Genomic DNA, 23,688 nt, shown 5'->3' with positions numbered 1-23,688 from the left:
AGAGTGCCCTCGAAGGACCAGTCGGGCTTGGATCGCGCACGGTCCGTCACATCGCACCACACAACAAACCGGTACAGCCATTTCAAGCTCCAGCCGCTTCGCGGCCGATGGGTCAATCGGGTACGCGAGTGCCTTCGTGTTCGCCGGTTTCCCTCGCATACCCCACGGCAGCGCGTAGCGCTGTGCCGAAGCTATTTCGTGCTGAACCAGTGTCCTTTGTGTACTGGCTTGTCGGACCGTGCGCGGTCCACGCCCAGCGCGGCAACGGGAACACTCGCTACTCTGGGTTCCATTCAGCCAATCGCCTGTGCCGCGGCCGGCGTGAAGTGCTTAGGCTGGGGAAAGCTGCTTTCTTTGCCTACTTTCTTTGCAGCAGCAAAGAAAGTAGGTGCCGCCCCGCACAGGGGCAGCGCAAATAGACCAACACGAAAACAAGCTTTCACGACCGAACAGCCACCCCAGCCCGCACAGAACCCTGCGGTTTAACCGCCAAAGTCAGCCAAACAGCCAACAACAACGCCACACTCATAAACACATAAGAGGCAGCCGGCGACCCCGTCGCCCCATTCAGATATCCAACGAAATAAGACCCGACAAACGACCCCAACGCCCCCATGCTATTGATAAGGGCCATCGCCCCCCCGGCGACATTCTTCGGCAATAACTCCGGCACGATCGCGAAGAACGGTCCATACGGCGCATACATCGCCGCACCGGCAATCACGAGCAACGTATAGGAAGCCCAGAAGTTCGTCGACCCGAGCAGATACGATCCCGCGAACGCCACCGCGCCGATCAGCAGGAACGGCCACACGAAAACCTTACGCGCCTGCAGCTTGTCGGAAGCCCACGAGGCCAGCAGCATCGCGATGGTCGCGGCCAGATAAGGCACCGCCGAAAGCCAGCCCGTCTCGACCATGCCGAGCGTCGAGCCGCTCTTCAGAATCGACGGCAGCCACAGCACGAAACCATACACGCCAATGCTCCAGCAAAAGTACTGCGCGCACAGCTTGATCACAGCCGGCGACTTGAACGCCTCGCGATAGTTCTTCACCGGCTTGATCGCCGCTTGCTCGGCACGCAGCGTCGCATCGAGATCGCGCTTTTCCTGATCCGACAGCCAGCTCACCTGCGCAGGCTTGTCCTTCACGATGAACCACCAGATCACCGCCCACACGACCGCGGGCAAGCCCTCCGCGATGAACATGTGACGCCAGCCGAACGAGTTCACGAGGTAGCCCGAGACGACCGACATCCACAGCACCGTCACCGGATTGCCGAGAATCAGGAACGTGTTCGCGCGTGAACGCTCGGACTTGGTGAACCAGTTCGCGATGAACACGAGCATCGCCGGCATCACCGCCGCCTCGACGACGCCGAGCACGAAGCGAATCGCCATCAGCGAAGGAATGTTGCTCACCATGCCCGTGAGCGTGGCGCACCCGCCCCACAGAATCAGGCTCCAGAACACGAGCTTCTTCACGCTGCGGCGCTCGGCGTAAATCGCGCCCGGAATCTGGAAGAAGAAGTAGCCGAGGAAGAACAGCGCGCCGATCAGCGACGACAAGCCCTTGCTGATGCCGAGATCCTGGTTGATGCCCGCAGCCGCGGCAAAGCCGTAGTTGGCGCGGTCGAGATACGCGAGGCTGTACGTGATGAAAACGATCGGCATGATCGCCCACCAGCGGCGCACCGCGAGCTTGGGAGTGGAAGATTGCATGGTTGTCTCCGAAGACATTTCGGTTGATCTCTCAGGTTCGCCCCTCGAAGGGCTGTGATTGATGTATTCGTCAGGCCAGATCGAACGCGGTTTTGACCGTCTTGTCGCTGGAATCCTGTGCTTCGAGCAGATCGAGCGCGGCGCGCGTCGGCAGCCCTTCGCTGTCGCCGATCACCTGAATCGCCAGCGCGCCGATGCGGTTGCCGCGCGCGATCGCATGACGCACGTCGCGGCCTTCCAGCAGCGCGCTCACGACGCCGACCGCGAAGCCATCGCCCGCGCCGACCGTATCGACGACGTTCTCGACCGGCACGCCCGGCACGATGCCCGCGTCGCCATCGACGGTGCGGAAATACGCGCCGTGCGCACCCAGCTTCACGACCACGCCTTTCGCGCCACGGTCGAGATAGAACGCGGCGATGTCTTCGGGCTTCGCGTAGCCGGTGAGCGTCAGGCCCTCGGACACACCCGGCAGCACCCAGTCGGCCAGCGCGGCGAGCGCGTTGAGCGATTCGGCCATCGCCTCGCGCGACGGCCAGAGCGTCGGGCGCAGGTTCGGGTCGAACGAGATCGTCTTGCCTGCCGCACGCATTTCGCGCGCCATGTGGAACGCGAGCTCGCGCGAACTCGCCGAAATCGCGGGCGCGACGCCCGTCAGATGCAGATGACGCGCGCCGAGCACGTAATCCGCGGCGTAATCGTCGAGCGACAGATGGCTCGCGGCCGAGCCACGGCGGAAATATTCGACCGCCGGATCGCTGCCGTCGTCGCATTTGCCCTTTAGCTGGAAGCCGGTCGGATAGCGCTCGTCGATAGTCACGCGGCGCGCATCGATGCCTTCGGCGGCGAGCACGTCGAGCACGTAGCGGCCGAACGAATCGTTGCCGACGCGGCTCATCCAGCCCACCTTGAAGCCGAGACGCGAAAGGCCGATCGCGACGTTCAGATCCGCGCCCGCGACGCGCTTCGTGAATTGAGCGGCCTTCGCGAGATCGCCGGTTTCGGCGGCGACGAACATCGTCATCGCTTCGCCGTAGGTGACGATATCGAGAGCGTGAGGCTTGGCTTGCATGTCGAGTCCTTGCAATTGAATGCTGAATGCTTGATGCGTAATTCAGAATGCCGCGATGCGCGCGACCTGGCGCGCCGCGTCCGCGTCGAGCGAGACGTCGACGCCGGGAATGAACGGATATTCGATGCCGCGCGGCACATCGTTCGGCAACTGCGAAAGCAGCGTCGCGAAGCGCGCGTCGCCGTTCGCGGGCGCGGCGGCGAAACGGCGCGCGCCCTCGCCCATCACGGCCTTGCAATGCACGTAGGCGACGTGCCGCGAAAGGCGCTTCGCCGCGTCGAGCGGGTCTTGCTCCGCCCAATGCCAGTTGCCGGTGTCGAACGTCATCGCGAGGCCGCTTGATTCCGGCAGCGCGGCGAACAGCGCTTCGAACGCGCCGATCGTGCCGCCCGCCTTCAGTTGCCCGTTCTCGACGACCACGCGCGCTTTTGATGCGGCGATGCCCGACATCAAGCGATCGAGCGTGACGGCGTCGGTCGCGACCGCGCTTTCGGTGCCGCCCAGTTGCAGCTTCACGATGCGCGCGCCCAGCGCCGCCGCCTCGTCGATACCGAGACGCAGCGCGTCGCTATCGAGCGCGCCGTCGTCGCGAAACAAGGTCGCGGGCGTCGAATAGACAGCCCATGCGCCCTGCGCGCGAATATGCGCGCCGAGTCGCGCGAGCGCTTCGGGCTGGGCATCGGTTTCGTCGGCGAACAGTTCGCGGCGCACTTCGAAACCATCGGCGCCGGCACGTGCGGCGGCTTGCGCCCAGACCGCGTGGCCGTCGCGACGGATCGCATCCGCGCCGAAGGCGCTTGCGACGATTACGACTGCCGCGCGCTGTACTTCGCTCGAAGAGACTGTCATCTGATTTGCTCGCTTTTTGCCGCCGTTCCGGCCCCAAACAACATATGGAACCGGTTCCATTTACGATTTTCAAAAAGGACGCCGCAGCGCCCTGTTGAGAACGAATGGTGCGTCAGACCGGCGTCCGCACGCCATAGTGGAATTCCCTAGCCGAGCGCGCCCGGCTCCTCGCACAGTTCGAGAAAGCGCGCCGCGGCGCGCGATGGCGTCGCGGCATGCGGCAACAGGATCGAAAAACGGCGTGTAAATGGCGCCGGCGCGATGCGCACGCGCCTGAGCGCGCTGTCCTCGTGGCGGATCGACATCGCCGAAACGAAGCCGATGCCCATGCCGGCGCGCACCGCTTCCTTCACGCCCTCGACGCCCGCGATTTCGAGCGCGACACGCATCGGCACGTCGACGTCCGCGAACGCGCGCTCGACGATCTGCCGCACGCCCGAGCCGGGCTCGCGCAGCACGAGCTTGTGCTCGCCGAGCGCGTCGAGCGTGACGGCCTCGCGGCCATCGGCAAGCGGATGGCCGTTCGGCAGGATCGCGACGATTTCGTCCTCGCGCCAGGACGTGACCGTCGTGCCGAGCGGCAGATCATGGCCCGGCGCGCCCTCGACGAGCGCAATATCGAGCGAGCCGAGCGCGGCGACGATGTCCGCCGTATTGCCGTCGATGGTGGTCACGACGACGTCCGGAAAAAGCCGGTGAAACGCCGCGATCAGATACGGCAGCAGATAGCTCGCGGGCGTCGTGCTCGCGCCGATGCGCAGCGTGCCGCGCTCCAGCCCGCGCAGCGCGTCGCGCAGCGCATGCGCCTGGCGAAAATTCTCGCGCAGACGCTCCGCGTGACCGAGCAGTTGTTCACCGGCGGCGGTCAGACGCACGCCGCGGCCATCGCGCTGATAAAGCGGCTCGCCGAATTCTTCCTGCAAAAGCCGCAACTGGCCCGACACCGCCGGCTGCGACAGATGCAACGCCACGGCCGCGCGGCTGATGTTGCCGTGTTCCGCGACGGTGGCAAAGGTTATCAGTTGTTCCGGGGTCATAAATCGCAAATATCAGTTTATCCGATACTTCACATTCTAAATCACGATTTTTCATATTCATATATCGAGAATAGGATTAGCCCATCGATCCTCCAACTTACCAACGGGTTCATCCATGTCTACGGTACAGTCCGCCCATTCCCTGGCGCCCGCCGCGTCCTCCACGCGCGGACAGCTCAACGGCATTCTTTTCGTCGCGTTGTTCGCCGCGGCCGTCACCCGGCTCGCCGCCGTGCCCGCCGTCGCCGGACTGGGCATCAGCCCGCTGATCGTCGGCATCGTCGCGGGCGCGATCTATGGCAACGCGCTGCGTCACGGTATGCCCGATAGCTGGGCCGCCGGCGTCAACTTTTCGGCGCGCAAGCTGCTGCGCATCGCGGTCGCGTTCTTCGGGCTGCGCGTGAGTCTTCAGGAAATCGCGCAAGTTGGCGTGTCGGGCTTCACGGTGTCGGTGCTCGTCGTCGTGAGCACGCTCGTGATCGGTACGTGGGCCGGCATGAAGCTGATGAAGCTCGACCGCGACACCGCCCTGCTCACGGCGGCGGGCAGCGCGATCTGCGGCGCGGCGGCCGTGCTCGCGTTCGAATCGACCCTGCAGTCGAAGCCGCACAAGAGCGCGATGGCGGTCGGCAGCGTCGTACTGTTCGGCACGCTCTCGATGTTCCTCTACCCGCTCGCGCTCAACGCCGGCTGGCTGCATCTCGATACGCTCGGCGCGGGCCTCTTTTTCGGCGGCACGATTCACGAAGTGGCGCAGGTCGTCGGCGCGGCGAGCAACGTGAGCCCGGAAGCCACGCATATCGCCACCATCGTGAAGATGACGCGCGTGATGCTGCTCGTGCCCGTGCTGCTCGTGGTCGGTTTCTGGATCAGCCGTTCGCGTAGCGAAGGCGCAGCGCAAGGCAAGGGCAAGATCGCGGTGCCCTGGTTCGCGCTCGGTTTCCTCGCGCTTGTCATCGTGAACTCGCTGCATATCCTTCCCGATGCCGCCACCAGCACCATCAACACGCTCGATACGTTTGCCCTCACGATGGCCATGACCGCGCTCGGCATGGAAACGCGCATCGCGCAGATCCGCCAAGCCGGCCCGCGGGCCCTTGCCACCGGCGCGATCCTGTATGCGTGGCTCGTCGGCGGCGGTCTTGCCATCACGCTCGGCGTGGAAAAGCTGTTCGGCTGACCGATGCACTGAAGCACTGAAGCACCCATCGCGCGAATACCCCATTCGCGCGATAACGCTTTGAAGGAGCACTCATGGAACACGGCACTCGCACCCAGAACGAGAAGCTCGATGTCAAGACCACGACGTGCTACATGTGCGCATGCCGCTGCGGCATCCGCGTGCATCTGCGCGACGGCGAAGTCCGCTACATCGACGGCAATCCGAACCATCCGCTCAACCAGGGCGTGATCTGCGCGAAGGGCGCGTCGGGCATCATGAAGCAGTACTCGCCCGCGCGCCTCACGCAGCCGCTCATGCGCAAGAAGGACGCGCTGCGCGGCGAAGCGCAGTTCGAGCCGGTGTCGTGGGACGTCGCGCTCGACATGCTCGAAAAACGGCTCGCGCATCTGCGCGCGACCGACCCGAAGCGGTTCGCGCTCTTCACGGGCCGCGATCAGATGCAGGCGCTGACCGGCCTCTTCGCGAAAAATTTCGGCACGCCCAACTACGCCGCGCACGGCGGCTTCTGCTCCGCGAACATGGCCGCGGGCATGATCTACACCATCGGCGGATCGTTCTGGGAATTCGGCGGCCCCGACCTGGACCGCGCGAAGCTCTTCTTCATGATCGGCACGGCGGAGGATCATCATTCGAATCCGCTCAAGATCGCCCTGTCCAAGTTCAAGCGCGCGGGCGGACGCTTCATCGCGATCAATCCGATCCGCACGGGCTACGCGGCGATTGCGGACGAATGGGTGCCGATCCGCCCCGGCACCGACGGCGCGCTCTTCATGGCGCTGATCCACGAGCTCATCGCCGCCGACGCCTACGATCACGAGTTCGTCACGCGCTACACGAACGCGGCGGAATTGCTCGACATGAACGAATCGAGCGAGACGTTCGGGCTGTTCGTGAAAGACGGCAACGCGCCCGAGTCGAACGCGCTCTTTCCGCAGAATCATCTTTGGTGGGACAAGAAGACGAATCGCGCGGTCGCGCATCATGCCGACGATACCGAACCCGCGCTCGACGGACGCTACACGCTTCCCGACGGCACGCCCGTCACGCCTTCCTTCGCCTTGCTGCGCGAGCAGGTCGCGTCGTGCACGCCCGAATGGGCGGCGGAGATCACCGGCATTCCCGCCGCGACGATCCAGCGCCTCGCCGCCGAAATGATCCAGGCGGGCCGCGATCACAAGATCACGCTGCCGATCGAATGGACCGACGCATGGGGCAAGAAACACGCGACGGTCACGGGCAACCCGATCGCCTTTCATGCGATGCGCGGACTCGCCGCGCACTCGAACGGCTTCCAGTCGATCCGCGCGCTCGCGGTGCTGATGTCGCTGCTCGGCACCATCGACAGGCCCGGCGGCTTCCGGCACAAGTCGCCGTTTCCGCGCGCGGCGCCGCCCTCCGCGAAACCGCCGAATCATCCCGATCAGGTGAAGCCGAACACGCCGCTCGCAAGCGGCCCGCTCGGCTGGCCCGCCGCGCCCGAAGATCTCTTCATTCACGACGACGGCACGCCTGCGCGCATCGACAAGGCGTTCTCGTGGGAGTATCCGCTCGCGGTGCACGGCGTGATGCACAGCGTGATCACGAACGCGTGGCGCGGCGATCCGTACACCATCGACACGTTGATGATCTTCATGGCCAACATGGCCTGGAATTCGTCGATGAACACGATGGAAGTGCGCAAGATGCTCGCCGACCGCCACGACAACGGCGAGTACAAGATCCCGTTTATCGTCGTGTGCGATGCGTTCCAGTCGGAGATGACCGCGTTCGCCGATCTCATCCTGCCCGACACGACCTATCTCGAACGTCACGACGCCATGTCGATGCTCGATCGCCCGATCTCCGAGTTCGACGGTCCCGTCGATTCGGTGCGCGTGCCGGTCGTGCCGCGCACGGGCGAATGCCGGCCGTTTCAGGAAGTGCTGGTCGAGCTCGGCAGCCGGCTCAAGCTGCCCGCGTTCACCACGCCCGACGGCGCGCGCAAGTATCGCGACTATCCGGATTTCATCGTCAACCATCAGACCGCGCCGGGTTCGGGCGTCGGCTTTCTGATCGGCTGGCGCGGCAAGGACGGCCGTGACGCGCTCGTCGGCGAGCCGAACCCGAATCAGTGGGAAGAGTACGCGAAGCACGACTGCGTCTATCACTACACGCTGCCCGAAGAACTGCAATACATGCGCGGCCAGAACGGACCGTATCTGCAATTCGCCGTCGACAAGGGCTTTCGCAAGTTCGATACGCCGATCCTCATCCAGCTCTATTCGGACGTGATGCAGAAGTTCCGGCTCGCCGCGCAAGGCCGCACGAAAGGCCGGCAGCCGCCGGATCATCTGCGTGCGCGCATCGAGCAGTATTTCGATCCGCTGCCGTTCTGGTATGCCCCGCTCGAACTCGAGACGACCGATCTCGCGCAGTTTCCGCTCGCGGCCGTCACGCAGCGCCCGATGGCCATGTATCACTCGTGGGACTCGCAAAACGCGTGGCTGCGGCAGATTCACGGCGAAAACCTGCTGTACATGAATCCGCGCATGGCGAAGGCGAACGGCATCGAGGATGGCGGCTGGATCTACGTCGAATCGCAATGGGGCAAGGTGCGCTGCATGGCGCGTTACAGCGAGACCGTCGAGCCGGGCACGGTCTGGACGTGGAACGCGATCGGCAAGGCGGCGGGCGCGTGGAGCCTCGGCCCCAACGCCAACGAATCGCAGCGCGGCTTTCTGCTCAATCACCTCATCACGGACGAGATTCCGGATGCTTCGCGCGAAGGCGCGCGCTTCTCGAACTCGGACCCGATCACGGGACAGGCCGCGTGGTACGACGTGCGCGTGCGCGTCTATCCCGCTGAAAGCGATGCGCGCCACACGCTGCCGCAATTCGCGCCGATGCCGCCCCCGCCCGGCATGGCAGGTTCGATTCAACGCGTCGTGCAGACCTACTTCGCCGGGCGCGGCGAATTCGCGGCGCGATTGCGCAACGCCGTCAAGCGAAACACGAACGACTGAAGGAGACCGACATGACCCAGATGGCCCTCGTGATCGATTTGAACGTGTGCGTCGGATGCCACGCCTGCGTGACGAGCTGCAAGGAGTGGAACACGTCCGGCGAAGCGGGCAGTCTCGCGGACCAGCGCCCTTACGACGCCGATCCGTCCGGCACCTTCTTCAACCGCGTGCAGACGTATGAAGCCGGCGAATTTCCGCTCGCCGATACGATCCACTTTCCGAAGTCGTGTCTGCACTGCGAAGACCCGCCGTGCGTGCCCGTCTGTCCGACCGGCGCGAGCTACAAGCGCAAGGAAGACGGGCTCGTGCTCGTGGATTTCGACAAGTGCATCGGCTGCAAGTACTGCGCGTGGGCGTGCCCTTACGGCGCGCGCGAACTCGACGAAGCGCGCCAGGAAATGACCAAGTGCACGCTGTGCGCCGACCGCATCTACAACGAGGCGCTGCCCGAGCGCGATCGCAAGCCCGCATGCGTGCTTGCGTGCCCGACATCGGCGCGGCTTTTCGGCGATATCCACGATCCGGAGTCGGTCGTGTCGAAGGCGATCGAGGAACGCGGCGGCTATCAGTTGATGCCCGAATGGGAGACGCGGCCCGCGAATCATTATTTGCCGCGCCGGCCGGTGAATGCGTGCAGTGGCGACAGCCAGTGCGGCTGCCATGACAACGACACGGCAGCGCACGGCGATCTCAATCTCGCGGCGATGGCCGTGCGCGTCTGACTTTCATCGGAGCTCGAACATGAAACCCGCGTTTTCCGTCGTGTTTCTCACGACACTGAGCGGCGCCGCGCAAGGCTTGCTGATCGCGCTCGTGGGCGTCGAGGCACTCGCGAAGCTCGGCCTCGTCGCCGCGCCCTCGCAGATGTTCTTCGTCGCTGGCGCGGCGTTGTCCGTCGTGCTGGGGGGCCTTGGGCTCGTCGCTTCGTTTTTCCATCTCGGGCATCCGGAGCGCGCGTGGCGCGCCATCGCGATGTGGCGCACGTCGTGGCTTTCGCGCGAATGCCTGTGCCTGCCCGTGTTTCTCGCATGCGGCGCGGCGTATGGCGTGGCGCACTGGTTCGGTTCGCCGTGGTCGCTTGCCGTCGGCGTGGCGGGCGTGCTGGCATCGGCGGCGCTTTTCGTGTGCACCGCGATGATCTACGCGTGCCTGCGCTTTCTTCAGGAATGGGCGACGCCGCTCACGATGGTCAACTTCGTGCTGCTCGGCTGCGCCTCCGGATTCACGCTCGCAACGGCTTGCGCCGCGTGGCTTGCGCCATCGCTCGCGGCGGGACTCGCGGCCTGTGCGTGCGCACTGACGCTCGCGGGCTGCATCTCGCGCGTGGCGTCGCTACGGCGCAATGCGCGTCTGCGTCCGAAGTCCACCGTGCAGAGCGCGACGGGCATCAAAGGGCCGAACGTCGTGCAGAAATCGCGCGGCTTCACGGCGGGCGCGTTCAATCTGCGCGAGTTCTTCCACGGACGATCGGCCGAAGCGATCGCGCGCATCAAGTGGACGTTTCTCGTCGGCGCGTTCGGCGTGCCCTTCGTGCTGATGGTGCTCGGGATCGGCGCGCAATCGGTCGCGCTGTTCTGCCTTGCGTGCGTCACGCAATACCTGGGGCTCGTCGCCGAGCGATGGTTCTTCTTCGCCGAAGCGCGGCATCCGCAGAATATCTACTACGCGCGCGCTTCGTGAAACTCGCTAGAGCGCGTCAGACGGCTAGCTTCAACGCCTGATCGAAGTCGGCGATGAGATCGTCGATATCTTCGATGCCCGCGGACAGGCGCAGCATGCCGTCGGAAATGCCCATCGACTTGCGCACCTCGGGGCCGGCCTCATAGAAGATCGTCGGCGCGACGGGGATGATCAGCGTGCGCGTGTCGCCGAGGCCCGTCGCCTTGACGGGCAATTGCAGCGCGTTCACGACGTCGATCATGCGTTCGGCGTTGCGCAGTTCGAACGACAGCAGCCACGACGCGCCCTTGAACAGCGCCTGCGCGATCTCGTACTGGGGATGACTCTTCAGGCCCGGATAGAACACATGGCCGATGGCCTCGTGCTTTTCCAGAAACTGCGCCAGCGCGAGCGCGTTCTCGCTGCATTTCGCGACGCGCAGCGCGAGCGTTTCCGCGCCCATCGCGATGGAGTGCGCCTGCTCCGACGACAGCGCCGCGCCCATGTCGCGCAGCCCTTTCTTGCGGATCTGCAACAGCCCCTGCTCTTTCGACGCCGAACGGCGATACTCGTCGGCGATATTCGGATACGCGCTCCAGTCGAAGAGACCCGTGTCCGTCACCGCCCCGCCGAGCGCCGCGCCATGACCGGCGATGGTCTTCGTCAGCGAATTGAGGACGAGACTCGCGCCGACCGCTTTCGGCTTGAAGAGCGCAGGCGACGTGATGGTGTTGTCGACGACATACGCGAGGCCGCGCGCGCGGCACAGCTCGCCGATGCCTTCGAGGTCGGGAATCTGCGTGCCCGGATTCGCGATGGTCTCGACGAACACCATGCGCGTGTTCGGCTGGATCGCGTTCGCAACGTTCTCGGCGGAGGTGGCATCGACCATCGTCACGTCGATGCCGAGCGTGCGCAGCGTGCCGAAGAGGCTATTCGTGTTGCCGAACACATAGCGGCTCGACACGAGATGATCGCCCGCGCGCAGCAAGGTGAGAAAGATCGCCGACAGACCCGCCATGCCGGTGCTGAAGCAGATCGATCCGACGCCCTCTTCGAGGCGCGTGATCTTGCGTTCGAGCGCGGCCGTGGTGGGCGTGCCCTGGCGCGCGTAGTTGAAGCCGCCCTTCTTCGTGCCCTGAAACACGCCGATCAGATCTTCGACGCGCTCGAATCCGTACTGCACCGACGTGTGAATGGCCTGACGCACGCCGCCGTGCTCCACGCCCGTGGTTCTGTCGCCGTGAACGATGCCTGTGGTGAAGCCAAGCTTTTCCATCCCATCTCCGCTACGTGTCGATACGCAAAACATCGATTTTGCCCGATTTTCTGACGGATACGTGTCTATCCCGCGTCGCCGCGATGCGGGAATGCGTGTTGCTCGCCCGTGCGGTATTTGCGCTATCAGTAACAAGCGCACTCTTTCGGAGACCCCTTTCTCATGGCTTACGAACTTTATTACTGGGATGGCTTGCAGGGCCGCGGCGAATTCGTGCGGCTCGCGCTGGAAGACGCGGGCGCGGAATATATCGACGTCGCGCGCGAATCGAAGAAAAGCGGTTACGGCATGGACGCAATGATGAAAGTCCTGAACAGCAAGACCGAGCCGCACATTCCTTTCGCCCCGCCGTTTCTGAAAGACGGCGAGCTGATCGTGCCGCACGTCGCGAACATTCTGCTGTATCTCGGACCGAAGCTGAAGCTCGAGCCAAAAGACGAAGGCCTGCGCTACGTCGCGCACGGCTTGCAGTTGACCATCGCCGATTTCGTCGCGGAAGTGCACGACACGCATCATCCGCTCGCAACCGATCTTTATTACGAGGATCAGAAAGACGCCGCGAAAATCCGCACGCAGAATTTTCTCGACAAGCGCGTGCCCAAATTCATGCATTACTTCGAGCGCGTGCTGAAGCAGAATCCGCATGGTCCGGCGCAGATGGTCGGCGAGGCGGCGAGTTACGTCGATCTCTCGATCTTTCAGATCGTCGAGGGCTTGCACTACGCTTTCCCACGCGCGACGAAGAAGTTCGGCAAGCAGTATCCGCACGTGAGCGCGCTGCACGATGCGGTGCTGCAAAGGCCGAACATCGCGGCTTATGTCGATTCGGAACGGCGTATCCCGTTCAACGAATCGGGCATTTTCAGGCACTATCCCGAACTCGATCAGGACGCTTGACGCCTGTTCGAAGCCTCAACGCAAACCAGGAGCCAGCATGGTAGAAACGATTCCTTCCTTCGGTCTCGGCACGTTCCGCGTCGATGCAGCGAAGACCACGAACGCCGTGAAGAGCGCATTGCAGATCGGCTATCGGCATATCGACACCGCGCAGTTCTACAACAACGAGGCGGCCGTCGGTCAGGGCGTGCGCGACTCGGGCGTGCCGCGCGACGATATCTGGATCACGACGAAAGTCTGGTGGGAGCGGCTTTCGCGCGATGCGCTCATCGCGAGTCTCAAGGACAGCCACGCGAAGCTCGATATCGGCACCCTCGATATCGCGCTCGTGCACTGGCCGTCGCCCGATCGCGCAGTGCCCATCGCCGAAACGCTCGCGGCGCTGCAGGAAGCGCAGAAGCTCGGCCTGATCCGTCATTACGGCGTGTCGAATTTCACCGCGCCGCTGCTCGAAGAAGCGTTGAACGCGCCCGGCGGCAAGGAGATCGTCACGAATCAGATCGAGGTGAGCCCGTTCCTCGCGAACCGCAAGCTCGTCGAAGCGACGCAGCAGCTCGGCGTCAAGGTGACGGCGTACATGCCGCTCGGCGAAGGTCGCGCGCACACGGACCCGACGCTTAAGGCGATCGCTGAGAAGCATGGCGCGACGCCCGCGCAGGTGACGTTCGCATGGCTGTTGTCGCGGGACATCGTGGTGCTGTCGGCCTCGACGAATCCGGCGCATCAGCAAAGCAACTGGGACGCGCAAAAACTCAGGCTCGACGCCGGCGATATCGCAAAGATCGACGCGCTCGACGAAGGCAAGCGCAACGCGAATCCACCGTTCGCGCCGCAGTGGTGAGACGCGAACGCTGCGCACTGCATCGCACGCAGCCCGGCTGGCGCCGGGCTTTTTTTCGTCTGCACAACCGCCTTGCAATGCTATCCTTGCGAGTCGCTTATTCCATTTGCTTCTAAGCTATCCACGATTTCGCAAAAGTGCTTTCATTCCTGCTCAAGCTCCGTACACGCGCCCAACGGCTCTTCCGTCTGTCGGACTCGCATACGATGCTCGTCTGGGCGGTCGTCGTCGGCGTGGCCGGGGCTTTCGCGACCTCCCTCTTCCGCGAAGGCATCGAGTTATTGCAACGGCTTTTCGGCAATCATTCGGAAGGCCTCGTTGCGCTCGCGCAGACCTTGCCCTGGCCCGCGCGCATCGCATTGCCGGCAGTGGGCGGGCTCGTCGCGGGCGGCTGCCTGCTGATCGCGCGCAAACGCGCCAGCAAGCACGCGAACACGGACTATATGGAAGCCGTCACCATCGGCGATGGCGTCGTGCCCGTCTGGCAGAGCTTCTGGCGCAGCCTGTCCTCGCTCATCACGATTTCGAGCGGCGGCTCGATCGGCCGCGAAGGCTCGATGGTTCAGCTCGCCGCGCTCGCCTCGTCGCTCATCGGACGCTGGGTCCACTTCGATCCGCCGCGCCTGCGGCTGCTCGTCGCATGCGGCGCGGCGGCGGGGATCACGTCGGCGTACAACGCGCCGATCGCGGGCGCGTTCTTCGTCACCGAACTGGTGCTCGGCTCGATGGCGATGGAAAGCTTCGGCCCCATCGTCGTCTCGTCGGTCGTCGCCAATATCACGATGCGCGAATTCGCGGGCTACAAGCCGCCGTACGAGATGCCGGTGTTCCCGGCCGTCACGGGCATCGAAATACTGCTCTTCGTCGTGCTCGGCCTACTGTGCGGCGTGCTCGCGCCGCATTTCCTGCGGCTGCTCGCGGCATCGAAAAAACGCTTCTCGACGCTGCCCCTGCCCTTGCCGGTGCGCCTCGCGCTCGGCGGCCTGATCGTCGGCGTGATCTCGGTCTGGTGGCCCGAAGTCTGGGGCAACGGCTATGAAGTCGTGAACTCGCTGCTGCACGAGCCGTGGGCGTGGACCACGCTGCTCGTCGTGCTGGTCTTCAAGATCATCGCGACGGCGGCCACGGCGGGCTCGGGCGCCGTCGGCGGTATTTTCACGCCGACGCTTTTCGTCGGCGCGGTGCTCGGCTGTCTCTTCGGCATCGGCGTGCATGCGATCTTCCCGCAATACACGTCCGCGCCCTTCGCCTACGCAATGGTCGGCATGGGCGCGTTTCTCGCCGCCGCCACGCACGCGCCGCTCATGGCGATCCTGATGATCTTCGAGATGACGCTGTCCTATCAGGTCATGCTGCCGCTGATGCTCTCGTGCGTGATCGCGTATTTCATCGCGCGCACCTCGGAGCAGACGTCGATGTACGAAGTCACGCTGCGCCGCAATCGTGAGGAGAAAGAACGCCTGCGGCTCGCCGCGACGCAGATGCGCGAGCTCGTCAAACCCGCCGATACCGTCGTGCCGCTCACGGCGGACATCAAGGACATGACGCGCGTGTTCCTCGAATATCCGGTGAAGTATCTTTATGTCGTCGATGAAGCGGAGCGTTTTCGCGGCGTCGTCGCGCTGAAGGACATCACGTCCGATCTGCTCGACGAGCAGGACACGAAAACCAAAACCGCGGCGGACTATCTTCAGCCGCAATTCGACGTGCTCACGCCCGACATGTCGCTCGGCGAAGCGTTGCAGCATTTCCTCGCGTTCCAGGGCGAGCGGCTGCCGGTGATCGAAAAAAAGACGCAGCCGCTCCTGCTCGGCGTCGTGTACAAAACCTCGCTTCTGGACGCATACTTCCGTTTGAATCCGACCTCGCGCTGAATCTGCGCAGCCGTGCAATTTCGCGGCGCGCAGGCCGCTTTGCGATCGCCTTTCGGGCGAGTTCGGACGACTTCACATTTCACTCGAAGTGTTTCCGCGCGACGCCCGCTCGTCGCGCCCGTGCATGCATCGCCCTGACGGGCCGCGTGCACGGCGGGCAGTGCAGAAGATTATCGGCATAGGCTTTGCTTGATGCTTCTCGCTGCCTGACAGAGGAGGGGTTGCCCGATGAAGACCTCAACGTTGTTGTCGATGGCGCTGGTTTCGGTGTCGTGTTACGCCGCGCCGCTGCACACGGGTTCGACGGACGAACCCACCGCCAACGCCGCCGCGATTCGCGCCGCGTTGCGCGTGAACGCCGCGCCCGTTTCGCCGCCCGCGCCGGAAATCTCCGCGCAGGATCTCGATCACGCCCGCTGGCGTCACGTGCCGATGCCGAAGTCGCGCGCGCCGAGCCACGGCATGGCGAGCCAGCGAATCCAGGTGCAGACCTGACACCCTCCTCTTTCGCACTTCGACACGGGACTCCGAATGACCGACACGCACGCAAAACACGCCTTGAATGACGAGCCGATCGACGACGAGATCGCCCAGGTGCTGCGCACCGTCAGGTACCCGGCCAACAAGGATGCGATCGTCGATGCGGCGCGCGCGGCGGGCGTCTCCAACGACGTCATCACGCTGTTCGACGGCCTGCCCGAGCAGGACTACCGCGACGCGGATTCGGTCGAGCAGTTGCTGGGCAGCAATGGCGCATCGGGGCTATCGATCTGAACCCGGCGGGTTATCCCCAGCGGATGGGGAGCACTCTGTTGAAAAGTCGCTGAAAACTGGCGCACACCCCTGATTTGCAAGAGAAAACCGCCGCTGCCTCGCAGCGCGGCGTCGCCCGGGCCATTCGCGTTCAGCGCGCACCCCAACTTCGTTTCGGATCACGCGCTTGCTTGCGGATAAGTTATCCCCAGGCAATGGGGAAAGGCCTGTGGAAATCGCCTGAGTGTCTCAAGCAGTTTCTTGATTTCGCGGCGAAATCCCCGTGCGATGCGGATCGCGTCACTTGCCACGCTCGCGCCATGCCGTGACACGATGCCCGAGTTATCCACAATTTCTGTGGACAGCTTTGTTGAGAAGGCCATCAACATGCGACTTAAGTGCTTGATGAATAAGCATTTGTCAGACGCGATGGGCTTCTCAGCTTCCCTTGTACGCCGCGCCGCTCGCCGCCGCCGGCGCAGTCGGCTTCTTCGTCGCCTTGTCGGCCGCCCCGCCCGCCGCCGCGTCCGACGACATATAAGCCGGCGCGGCCTTCGCCTTCTGCTTCTGGCCGGCCGGCGGCGCGGTCGGTGCACGGCTGATGTCGGCGAGCATCTGCTGGCACGGCAGCGGCTTGTTGTTGCTCGGCGCGATGAGCGGAATCAGCGCGGCGAACGGGTTGATGAGACCCAGCCCCACCGCTGCAGCGCCGCGCAGCGCGAGCACCGGGCTCACGCCGACGTGCGGATCCTTGAACGTGCCCTTCACATACAGCGGCGAGCGCAGCGAGAAGATGCGCAGGCCCTTCGTATGCGGATGGACGCCGAGATCCATGTCCTCCGTCTTCAGATTGATCGTGCCATCGACGTTGATGACGGCATCGTCGGTATCGAGCGCGAAGACGCGCGAATCGAGCACGCCGTCCGTGACGACGAAATCCGCCGCCGCGCAGTTGATGTTCACGTCGCGCTTGCCGAAGAGCTTCTCGTACACGACGTTCGCCACGTTCAGCCCCGCCGCCTCCATGTACAGGCGGCTCACGGTGCCCTCGGTGATGAGCGCCTTCACCTCGCCGTTCGACGAAGCCGCGAGCGCCGCGGGTGAATTGCCGGTCGCGGAGAGCGCGGCGTCGCCGTTGATTTCGCCGAGCGCGGACTGCATCGTCTTGACGGTCGGGAACAGTTGCTTGAGCTTCAGATGCCGCGCCTGCGCAGAGACACGGCCCTTGAGCGGCGCGACGCTGCCGTCGAGATGGATGTTCGACGCCATCGTGCCGCCCGCCACGCCGAACTTGAGCGGCTCGAACGACAGCACGCCGTCTTTCATGATGACGTGCGTGTACAGATCGGTGATCGGCAAGTCCGGGTCCTTGACGATGCGCTGGCCGGTGAACTTCACGTCGGCATCGATGGCCTTCCAGCGGTCCGTCTTGAACTCCTCGGTGGGCAGCGCCTTCGACGACGGCTGCTTCTCCGTCTCGCCGCGCTTGGCCTTGCTCGCGTTCGAATCCGCCCCGATGATCGGCGCGAGATCCTTGAATTGCAGCAGATGCGACACCAGTTCGCCCTGCAACAGCGGTCGCGGCTTCCTGCCCGCGTACACCAGCGAGCCGTTGATGTCGCTGCCTCCCACGCGGCCCGTGAAATTCTCGTAGTGGAACACGTTGCCGTCCTCGCGGAACTGCCCGGTCAAGCGTCCTTCGGTCGCGAACGGCGGCGTCTCGGGCAACGTCACGCCGGTGAACGGATACAGATGCGCCATGCTCACGGCCTGAATCCACAGGCGCAGATCGAGCGCGGCGAGATGCGCGGGATCGGTCACGGTGCCGACAAAGGCGATATGCGTGTCGCCAAGGCGCACATCGGCCTGCACGGGGAACGGGCGCTGCGCGTCGCGCACGGCGAGCACGCCGCCGAGCTTGCCGTCGCCGGACACTTTGCCGCCGTTGTAGGTGCCCTTCACGGTCCAGCCGAACGCATAAGGCGGAATCGGCGGCTTCGGCCCTTCCTTGGTGGTGATGCTCGCATTGGCCGACGTGCTCGCCGGATTGGGTGACGACGCATTCGCGGCGGCCGCCGCCGACGCCGCCGATGCCGCCGACGCTTCGGATGCCGCGGCCGCATCGGCCTGTTTGTTGAGCTTCGCCGCGCCGCTCTTGCCGACCATCTCCGCCGACGATTTCGCCGACGCCGCTTCCTGCTGCTTCATCGCCTCGCCGATCGGCACGGGCTGACCGAGCGTATCGACGACGATCTGCATCTCGGCCTTGGTGACTTCATCGCGCACGCCGATGGTGCCTTTCGCGAGCGAAATATCGCCGAGCTTCAGATTCCAGGTGGAAGGCTCGGTCGATTGCTTGAACTTGAACGTCCAGTTGTTGCGATTGTCCTTGAGCCGCTCGATATCGATCGACGGGTTCACGAGGTTGATGGTCGGGATCACGATGTCGTGCGCGAGCAGCGGCAGCACCTGCACCTGAAAGTCGATTTCGTCGAGCGTGGCGAAGTGCTGCTGCCGCGCCCAGTCCGGATTCGCGATGGTGATTTTTTCAGCGGAGAAGCGCGGCCACGGCACCCAGCGTTTCCAGCCCGTTTCGTTGGGCGGGCGCTGCCAGCCGACTTTCAGATCGCCGGTAATTTCGAAACGCCGGCCAATCGCTTCCGAGACTTTGTCGTCGATCCAGGGCCGCAGCCGGTTCCAGTCGAAAGTGAGGAAAATCACGACGAGTATTGCGATGAGAACCGCCAGAACGGCAAAAAACCACGCGACGATCCTTCCGATTTTTCCGGGCGTTCGGGCCTGCGCCATGATGCTCCATCCGTTTTTTCTGATTATGTGTGCGGTAGCACATCGTGTGCCCGCGCGATGCCGTGCTGCGGCGCGGCCAATGCAACGTAAGATGTGCGCTCCAAGAACGACAACCCACCCTACGATGCCCGACGCGACATCGCTCGTCTCCACGCACGGCGTCACGCGGCGCGACGCGCGGCGCGCCACGGTGCTTCTGCATCCCACGAATCTCACGCTTTACGCCGGACAGCGCGCGGCGATCACCGGGCCTTCGGGCTCGGGCAAGAGCGTGTTTCTGCGCACGCTCGCGCTGCTCGATGCGAGCGATGACGGTTTCGTCGCATGGCGCGGCGAGCGCATCGCCCGATCGGCCATTCCGGCGTATCGGCGGCGCGTCGCGTATATCGCGCAGCGCCCCGCAATGCTCGACGGCACTGTCGAAGACAATCTGCGCTATCCGTTCTCCCTCAGAACCTATCGGGATGCGCATTTCGATCGCGATACGGCCATGCGGCTCGCGCTCGCGGCCGGGCGTACCGCGGATTTCCTCGACAAGCTCGCAAGCGATCTGTCGGGCGGCGAGGCGCAGATCGCCGCGCTCGTGCGCGTGCTGCAACTCGCGCCGGACGTGCTGCTGCTCGACGAGCCGACCGCATCGCTCGATCCGGGGTCGGCGCGCGCGATCGAGGCGCTCGTGCGGACCTGGTTCGACGCCGACGCGGCCCGCGCCTGCATCTGGGTTTCACACGACCCGGACCAGGCGCGCCGCGTCGCCACGCGCCATCTGACGATGCATGCCGGCGTGCTCGGAGACAACACGCGATGAACGGCTATCAGGACCTCTCTCTCATCGATATCGGCCTTGCGGCGGCGTTGATCGTCGTGAACGGCGCGTTGTCGGTCGCGCTCAACCTCGGGCTCGAACGCAAGCTGCTCGTCGCGGCGGTGCGCACCATCGTGCAACTGCTGCTGATCGGCTACGTGCTCGGCTGGGTGTTCGCGTTCAACCGCTGGTACGTGGTGCTGCCGCTGATGGTGGTCATGACGGTCATCGCCGGTTTCGCCGCCTCGGACCGCGGGCGGCGCACCTACGCCGGACAGCGCGCGGACAGCATTCTCTCGATCTGGGGCAGCTCGTGGCTCATCGGCGCGTTCGGGCTCTTCGTCGTGATCCGCATTCAGCCGTGGTACGAGCCGCAATACGCGATTCCGATTCTCGGCATGATCCTCGGCAATTGCCTGACGGGCGTGTCGCTCGGCATCGAACGCATGACGGAGGAACTGACCGCCGGCCGCGCGGCGGTGGAAATGTCGCTCGCGCTCGGCGCGTCGCGCTGGGAAGCCGCGCAAGGGCCCGCGCGCCAGGCCGTGCGCGCGGGCATGATTCCCACCTTGAACCAGATGGCGGTGGTCGGCCTCGTCAGCCTGCCGGGCATGATGACGGGTCAGGTGCTCGCCGGGCAGTCGCCGTTGCAGGCGGTGCGATACCAGATCGTCATCATGTTTCTGATCGCGGCGGCCTCGGGGCTCGGCGTGGTCGGCGCGGTCTTGCTGACTTACCGGCGGCTGTTCTCGCCGGATCACCGGTTCATGGCGTCGAAGCTCGTCGAACGAAAAGCCAGAAAGCGCGCCGCCTGAGCGCGCTTATTCGCCGTTGTAGGCGCGGTCGAGCGCCGGGAGATCGAGCTTGATCATGCCCATCATCGCTTTCATGGTGCGATCGGCCTTCACCGGGTCGGGGTCCTGCAGCATCTTGAGCAGGCGCCGCGGCGCGATTTGCCACGTCACGCCGAAGCGGTCCGTGAGCCAGCCGCACGATATCGTCTGGCCGCCGTCCCGCAGCTTGTCCCAGTAGTGGTCGATTTCATCCTGCGTATCGCACTTGATGAACATCGAGATCGCCGGCGTGAACTTGAATTCGGCACCGCCGTTGAGCGCCATGAAGTCCTCGCCTTCCAGCTCGAACAGCACCGCGAGCACGCTGCCGGCCGGGCCCGGGCTCGATTCGGTATGGCGCATGATCTCCGTGATGCGCGCGTTCCTAAAGGTCTCGACGTAGAAGTTCACGGCCTCCTCGGCGCTGCCGTCGAACCAAAGACAGGGCGAAATCTTTTGCATGTGCGAGTCTCCGTTCGTTGGAATCGTGCTCACTGGCACGGCTGCTGCAACATGGCCTGCTTCATGTCCTCTGGCGTGACGTCGCGCTTGTGCGTGGCCACCGACCATTGATGGCCGAACGGGTCTTCGAGACGCCCGTAGCGGTCGCCCCAGAACATGTCCGCGACGGGCATCGTGACCTTCGCGCCCGCGCTTTCGGCCTGCTTGACGGTGGCGTCGACGTCTTCGACATACAGATGGATCGTGACGGGCGAGCCCTTCAGCGCCTTCGGGCCGACCGAGCCGAATTGAGGGAATTCGTCGACGAGCATCAGCATCGAGTCGCCGATCTTGACCATCGCGTGCATCAGCTTGCCGTCCGGCGCGGGCATGCGGCCCAGCTCGACGGCGTTGAAGGCGCGCTTGTAGAACTCGATCGCATCGGCCGCGCCCGCGCACACGAGATGCGGGGTCAGCGAATGCATGCCTTGAGGAATGGGATCGACAGCGGGACTGGACATGGATCGGCTCCGTTGAGTAAATGAGACGCGCCCGGTTCGGCGCACTCATACCCTACAACGAACGGGCATGCCGTGAATCGACATCGACGCGCGCCGAACGTTAAATTTTTTCGACGGCGTGAGCGAATCGGCTGCCTATAGCTTATTTCGAAGGCTGCTCCGCAAGCGATTGAATCAGCGCTTCGAGCCGCGAGAAGTTGACGGGCTTGGTCAGATGATCGCGAAATCCTGCTTCGCGGCAGCGGCGAATGTCCTCGTCCATGCCGTAGCCCGTGATCGCGACCGAGGGCCGGTCGGGCTGCAGGTTCTGCCACGCGCGCGCGATATCGAGACCGCTGCCGTCCGGCAGGCCGATATCGCTCACGAGCAGATCGAACGGCCCGGCCTTCGCGCGTTCGAGCGCCTCGGCGACGGTCACCGCGACCGTCACTTCGTGGCCGAGCATTTCGAGCACTTCGGCCATCGCGGACGAGGTCTGCTCGTTGTCCTCCACGAGCAGCACACGCAGCGCGCGTTCGTGCTCGCGGCTCGCCCGCTCGACGAGCGGCTCGTCCGCGCGCGCGGGCTGCACCTTCGCGAGCGGCAGCGTGAGCGTGAAGCGCGCGCCGGCGTCGCGGCCTTCGCTGTATGCCGACAGCGTGCCGCCGTGCTTCTGCGCGAGCGTGCTCGCGATCGCGAGGCCCAGCCCCAAACCGCCGAACGAGCGCGTGATGGAATCGTCGGCTTGCTCGAACGCCGAGAAGATGCGCGGCAGCGCCTCCGCGCTGATGCCGATGCCGCTGTCCGTCACCGATACGGCGATCGTCGATGCATCCGGGTTCCACGTGCGCACCTCGATGCGCCCGCCCGCCGGCGTGAACTTCACCGCGTTCTTCATCAGATTCCAGACGATCTGCTGAAGCCGCGCGGCATCGCCCAGCACGACCACAAAAGCCGCGTCGAAACGGGTTTCGAGCGTGAGCGTCTTCCCGCGCAGATCGGCCTCGGACATGTCGAGCGCGCTCGTGAGCAGCGTGTCGAGCGCGACGCTCGCGAAATTCAGCGACAGCTTGCCGCGCGCGATGCTCGTGAGATCGAGCAGATCGTCGATCAGGCGCGCTTCGAGCTCGACATTGCGGCGAATCAGATCGAGCGTCGGATGCGCCTCGCGCGGCAGCGCGTGCTTCATTTCGAGCAGGCGCACGGCGGCGAGGATCGGCGTGAGCGGCGTGCGCAATTCATGCGACAGCACCGCCAGAAAATGATCCTTCGCGCGATTCGCCGATTCCGCCTGATCCTTCGCGAGCCGCAGCGCGTCGGCGGCCATGTGGGCGTCGGTCGCGTCGCGCACGATCTTCGAGAAGCCGATCAGCTCGTCGTGCTCGCTGCGGATCGCGGTCGTCACGCCCGAGGCGAAGAACGAGTGGCCGTCCTTGCGCCAGAGCCAGCGGTCGTCGCTCGCGCTGCCTTCGCGCCGCGCGGTGTCGAGCTCGTTGTCGAACACGCCCGCTTCGCGGTCTTCCTGCGCGTAGAAGATGCTCGCGGACTGGCCGAGCACGTCTTGCGCGGGAAAGCCCAGAATGCGCTCCGAGGCCGCGTTCCACGTGCGGATGCGCCCTTCCGGATCGAGCGTGATGACGGCGTAATCCTTCAGCGCATCGATGAGCAGACGGAAATGCGTCTCCGTCTCGCGCAGCGCCCGTTCCACCGCGATGCGTTGCGCGCGCTCGGCGCTCTCGCGCATCGCGCGGCGCACGACCGCGGGCAGGCGCTGCAGACGCTGCTTCAGCACGTAATCGGTCGCGCCGCGCTTCAGCATATCGACGGCGTGCTCCTCGCCGAGCAATCCCGACACGAAGATGAACGGCGTGTCGGGCGTTCGCTCGCTCGCGATGGTCAGCGCCTCGATGCCCGAGAAGGTCGGCATCACGAAGTCGGCGAGGATCACGTCGAAGCGCTTCTTGTCCAGCTCGGCGATGAAGCTCGCGGCGTCGTACACGATCGACGCATCGACCGTATAGTCCGCGCGTTCCAGCTGGGCGATCGTCAGCTCCGCATCGAGTGCGTTGTCTTCGACGAGAAGCAGATGCAGCGGCTGCATGATCTAGACGCCCTCGCAAAAGGACGCACTGAAC

20 protein-coding genes are annotated in these 23,688 nt (G+C 64.5%); 11 read left to right on the top strand and 9 right to left on the bottom strand.

Going from position 1 to position 23,688, the window contains the following annotated elements:
* Positions 1 to 439 precede the first annotated feature (439 nt).
* From LY284_RS04265 to LY284_RS04250, 4 genes are all read right to left on the bottom strand, one after another.
* On the bottom strand, positions 440 to 1,720 hold the full coding sequence (locus LY284_RS04265) for an MFS transporter (RefSeq protein WP_014191547.1): 1,281 nt from the start codon (positions 1,718 to 1,720) through the stop codon (positions 440 to 442).
* Between the two features lie 70 nt (positions 1,721 to 1,790).
* Positions 1,791 to 2,792, bottom strand: a complete 1,002-nt coding sequence (locus tag LY284_RS04260) for a sugar kinase (protein ID WP_233384642.1) — start codon at positions 2,790 to 2,792, stop codon at positions 1,791 to 1,793.
* 42 nt (positions 2,793 to 2,834) lie between these two features.
* A complete protein-coding gene (locus LY284_RS04255) occupies positions 2,835 to 3,641 on the bottom strand; it encodes a sugar phosphate isomerase/epimerase (RefSeq protein ID WP_014191549.1) in 807 nt (268 codons plus the stop codon).
* A gap of 146 nt (positions 3,642 to 3,787) precedes the next feature.
* On the bottom strand, positions 3,788 to 4,678 hold the full coding sequence (locus LY284_RS04250) for a LysR family transcriptional regulator (protein WP_233384640.1): 891 nt from the start codon (positions 4,676 to 4,678) through the stop codon (positions 3,788 to 3,790).
* Positions 4,679 to 4,793: 115 nt separating this feature from the next.
* Between LY284_RS04250 and LY284_RS04245 the strand changes: the two genes are divergently transcribed.
* The 4 genes from LY284_RS04245 (at position 4,794) to LY284_RS04230 (ending at position 10,543) form a co-directional block, all read left to right on the top strand.
* Positions 4,794 to 5,858 carry a YeiH family protein gene (locus LY284_RS04245; RefSeq protein WP_014191551.1) on the top strand — a complete coding sequence of 355 codons (1,065 nt, stop codon included), beginning with the start codon at positions 4,794 to 4,796 and terminating at the stop codon, positions 5,856 to 5,858.
* A 74-nt stretch (positions 5,859 to 5,932) separates the two neighbouring features.
* Positions 5,933 to 8,863: a molybdopterin oxidoreductase family protein gene (locus tag LY284_RS04240; protein ID WP_014191552.1), complete on the top strand. Its 2,931-nt coding sequence runs from the start codon at positions 5,933 to 5,935 to the stop codon at positions 8,861 to 8,863.
* Positions 8,864 to 8,874: 11 nt separating this feature from the next.
* Positions 8,875 to 9,585: a 4Fe-4S dicluster domain-containing protein gene (locus LY284_RS04235; RefSeq protein ID WP_014191553.1), complete on the top strand. Its 711-nt coding sequence runs from the start codon at positions 8,875 to 8,877 to the stop codon at positions 9,583 to 9,585.
* A gap of 19 nt (positions 9,586 to 9,604) precedes the next feature.
* Complete coding sequence (locus tag LY284_RS04230) at positions 9,605 to 10,543, top strand: DmsC/YnfH family molybdoenzyme membrane anchor subunit (protein WP_014191554.1); 939 nt, start codon at positions 9,605 to 9,607, stop codon at positions 10,541 to 10,543.
* Between the two features lie 16 nt (positions 10,544 to 10,559).
* Here the strand turns inward: LY284_RS04230 and LY284_RS04225 are convergent, their stop codons facing one another.
* Positions 10,560 to 11,801 carry a cystathionine gamma-synthase family protein gene (locus LY284_RS04225; protein ID WP_014191555.1) on the bottom strand — a complete coding sequence of 414 codons (1,242 nt, stop codon included), beginning with the start codon at positions 11,799 to 11,801 and terminating at the stop codon, positions 10,560 to 10,562.
* A gap of 162 nt (positions 11,802 to 11,963) precedes the next feature.
* Between LY284_RS04225 and LY284_RS04220 the strand changes: the two genes are divergently transcribed.
* The 5 genes from LY284_RS04220 (at position 11,964) to LY284_RS04200 (ending at position 16,187) form a co-directional block, all read left to right on the top strand.
* Positions 11,964 to 12,698 (top strand): glutathione S-transferase, encoded by a 735-nt coding sequence (locus LY284_RS04220; protein WP_233384638.1) that lies wholly within the window; start codon positions 11,964 to 11,966, stop codon positions 12,696 to 12,698.
* 37 nt (positions 12,699 to 12,735) lie between these two features.
* Positions 12,736 to 13,539: a 2,5-didehydrogluconate reductase DkgB gene (gene dkgB / locus LY284_RS04215; protein WP_014191557.1), complete on the top strand. Its 804-nt coding sequence runs from the start codon at positions 12,736 to 12,738 to the stop codon at positions 13,537 to 13,539.
* Positions 13,540 to 13,676: 137 nt separating this feature from the next.
* Positions 13,677 to 15,413 carry a ClcB-like voltage-gated chloride channel protein gene (locus LY284_RS04210; protein WP_041730444.1) on the top strand — a complete coding sequence of 579 codons (1,737 nt, stop codon included), beginning with the start codon at positions 13,677 to 13,679 and terminating at the stop codon, positions 15,411 to 15,413.
* Positions 15,414 to 15,641: 228 nt separating this feature from the next.
* Positions 15,642 to 15,908: a hypothetical protein gene (locus tag LY284_RS04205; protein WP_014191559.1), complete on the top strand. Its 267-nt coding sequence runs from the start codon at positions 15,642 to 15,644 to the stop codon at positions 15,906 to 15,908.
* Between the two features lie 36 nt (positions 15,909 to 15,944).
* On the top strand, positions 15,945 to 16,187 hold the full coding sequence (locus LY284_RS04200) for a DUF2795 domain-containing protein (RefSeq protein ID WP_014191560.1): 243 nt from the start codon (positions 15,945 to 15,947) through the stop codon (positions 16,185 to 16,187).
* A gap of 417 nt (positions 16,188 to 16,604) precedes the next feature.
* Here LY284_RS04200 and LY284_RS04195 read toward each other — a convergent pair whose 3' ends face one another.
* Entirely contained in the window at positions 16,605 to 18,974 is a 2,370-nt protein-coding gene (locus LY284_RS04195) for an AsmA family protein (protein WP_014191561.1), read from the bottom strand.
* Positions 18,975 to 19,098: 124 nt separating this feature from the next.
* Between LY284_RS04195 and LY284_RS04190 the strand changes: the two genes are divergently transcribed.
* Together LY284_RS04190 and fetB are read left to right on the top strand one after the other, a co-directional pair.
* The gene (locus LY284_RS04190) at positions 19,099 to 19,782 is read left to right on the top strand and encodes an ATP-binding cassette domain-containing protein (RefSeq protein ID WP_014191562.1); all 684 of its coding nucleotides are present in this window, start codon (positions 19,099 to 19,101) and stop codon (positions 19,780 to 19,782) included.
* Positions 19,779 to 20,594, top strand: coding sequence for an ABC transporter permease (gene fetB, locus LY284_RS04185; protein WP_014191563.1), 816 nt, complete (start codon positions 19,779 to 19,781; stop codon positions 20,592 to 20,594). The genes LY284_RS04190 and fetB overlap by 4 nt, the downstream gene beginning before the upstream one ends.
* A 6-nt stretch (positions 20,595 to 20,600) precedes the next feature.
* On the opposite strand, the gene LY284_RS04180 is transcribed toward fetB, so the two are convergent.
* The 3 genes from LY284_RS04180 to LY284_RS04170 form a co-directional block, all read right to left on the bottom strand.
* On the bottom strand, positions 20,601 to 21,074 hold the full coding sequence (locus LY284_RS04180; protein WP_014191564.1) for a VOC family protein: 474 nt from the start codon (positions 21,072 to 21,074) through the stop codon (positions 20,601 to 20,603).
* A 29-nt stretch (positions 21,075 to 21,103) separates the two neighbouring features.
* The gene (locus tag LY284_RS04175; RefSeq protein ID WP_014191565.1) at positions 21,104 to 21,574 is read right to left on the bottom strand and encodes a VOC family protein; all 471 of its coding nucleotides are present in this window, start codon (positions 21,572 to 21,574) and stop codon (positions 21,104 to 21,106) included.
* Positions 21,575 to 21,716: 142 nt separating this feature from the next.
* Entirely contained in the window at positions 21,717 to 23,654 is a 1,938-nt protein-coding gene (locus LY284_RS04170) for a response regulator (RefSeq protein ID WP_014191566.1), read from the bottom strand.
* Between the last annotated feature and the right edge of the window lie 34 nt (positions 23,655 to 23,688).

It is taken from the genome of Caballeronia sp. PC1 (genome assembly GCF_021353155.1).
GTDB lineage: Bacteria > Pseudomonadota > Gammaproteobacteria > Burkholderiales > Burkholderiaceae > Caballeronia > Caballeronia cordobensis.
The sequence above is the reverse complement of the archived record's forward strand: the minus strand, read 5'-3'. Positions and strand labels throughout refer to the sequence as shown.

What these genes read in the sequence shown, in the direction of transcription:
- LY284_RS04265 (WP_014191547.1), bottom strand. Translation starts at nt 1,720, where the DNA reads ATGCAATCTTCCACTCCCAAGCTCGCGGTGCGCCGCTGGTGGGCGATC.
- LY284_RS04260 (WP_233384642.1), bottom strand. Translation starts at nt 2,792, where the DNA reads ATGCAAGCCAAGCCTCACGCTCTCGATATCGTCACCTACGGCGAAGCG.
- LY284_RS04255 (WP_014191549.1), bottom strand. Translation starts at nt 3,641, where the DNA reads ATGACAGTCTCTTCGAGCGAAGTACAGCGCGCGGCAGTCGTAATCGTC.
- LY284_RS04250 (WP_233384640.1), bottom strand. Translation starts at nt 4,678, where the DNA reads ATGACCCCGGAACAACTGATAACCTTTGCCACCGTCGCGGAACACGGC.
- LY284_RS04245 (WP_014191551.1), top strand. Translation starts at nt 4,794, where the DNA reads ATGTCTACGGTACAGTCCGCCCATTCCCTGGCGCCCGCCGCGTCCTCC.
- LY284_RS04240 (WP_014191552.1), top strand. Translation starts at nt 5,933, where the DNA reads ATGGAACACGGCACTCGCACCCAGAACGAGAAGCTCGATGTCAAGACC.
- LY284_RS04235 (WP_014191553.1), top strand. Translation starts at nt 8,875, where the DNA reads ATGACCCAGATGGCCCTCGTGATCGATTTGAACGTGTGCGTCGGATGC.
- LY284_RS04230 (WP_014191554.1), top strand. Translation starts at nt 9,605, where the DNA reads ATGAAACCCGCGTTTTCCGTCGTGTTTCTCACGACACTGAGCGGCGCC.
- LY284_RS04225 (WP_014191555.1), bottom strand. Translation starts at nt 11,801, where the DNA reads ATGGAAAAGCTTGGCTTCACCACAGGCATCGTTCACGGCGACAGAACC.
- LY284_RS04220 (WP_233384638.1), top strand. Translation starts at nt 11,964, where the DNA reads ATGGCTTACGAACTTTATTACTGGGATGGCTTGCAGGGCCGCGGCGAA.
- dkgB (WP_014191557.1), top strand. Translation starts at nt 12,736, where the DNA reads ATGGTAGAAACGATTCCTTCCTTCGGTCTCGGCACGTTCCGCGTCGAT.
- LY284_RS04205 (WP_014191559.1), top strand. Translation starts at nt 15,642, where the DNA reads ATGAAGACCTCAACGTTGTTGTCGATGGCGCTGGTTTCGGTGTCGTGT.
- LY284_RS04200 (WP_014191560.1), top strand. Translation starts at nt 15,945, where the DNA reads ATGACCGACACGCACGCAAAACACGCCTTGAATGACGAGCCGATCGAC.
- LY284_RS04195 (WP_014191561.1), bottom strand. Translation starts at nt 18,974, where the DNA reads ATGGCGCAGGCCCGAACGCCCGGAAAAATCGGAAGGATCGTCGCGTGG.
- LY284_RS04190 (WP_014191562.1), top strand. Translation starts at nt 19,099, where the DNA reads ATGCCCGACGCGACATCGCTCGTCTCCACGCACGGCGTCACGCGGCGC.
- fetB (WP_014191563.1), top strand. Translation starts at nt 19,779, where the DNA reads ATGAACGGCTATCAGGACCTCTCTCTCATCGATATCGGCCTTGCGGCG.
- LY284_RS04180 (WP_014191564.1), bottom strand. Translation starts at nt 21,074, where the DNA reads ATGCAAAAGATTTCGCCCTGTCTTTGGTTCGACGGCAGCGCCGAGGAG.
- LY284_RS04175 (WP_014191565.1), bottom strand. Translation starts at nt 21,574, where the DNA reads ATGTCCAGTCCCGCTGTCGATCCCATTCCTCAAGGCATGCATTCGCTG.
- LY284_RS04170 (WP_014191566.1), bottom strand. Translation starts at nt 23,654, where the DNA reads ATGCAGCCGCTGCATCTGCTTCTCGTCGAAGACAACGCACTCGATGCG.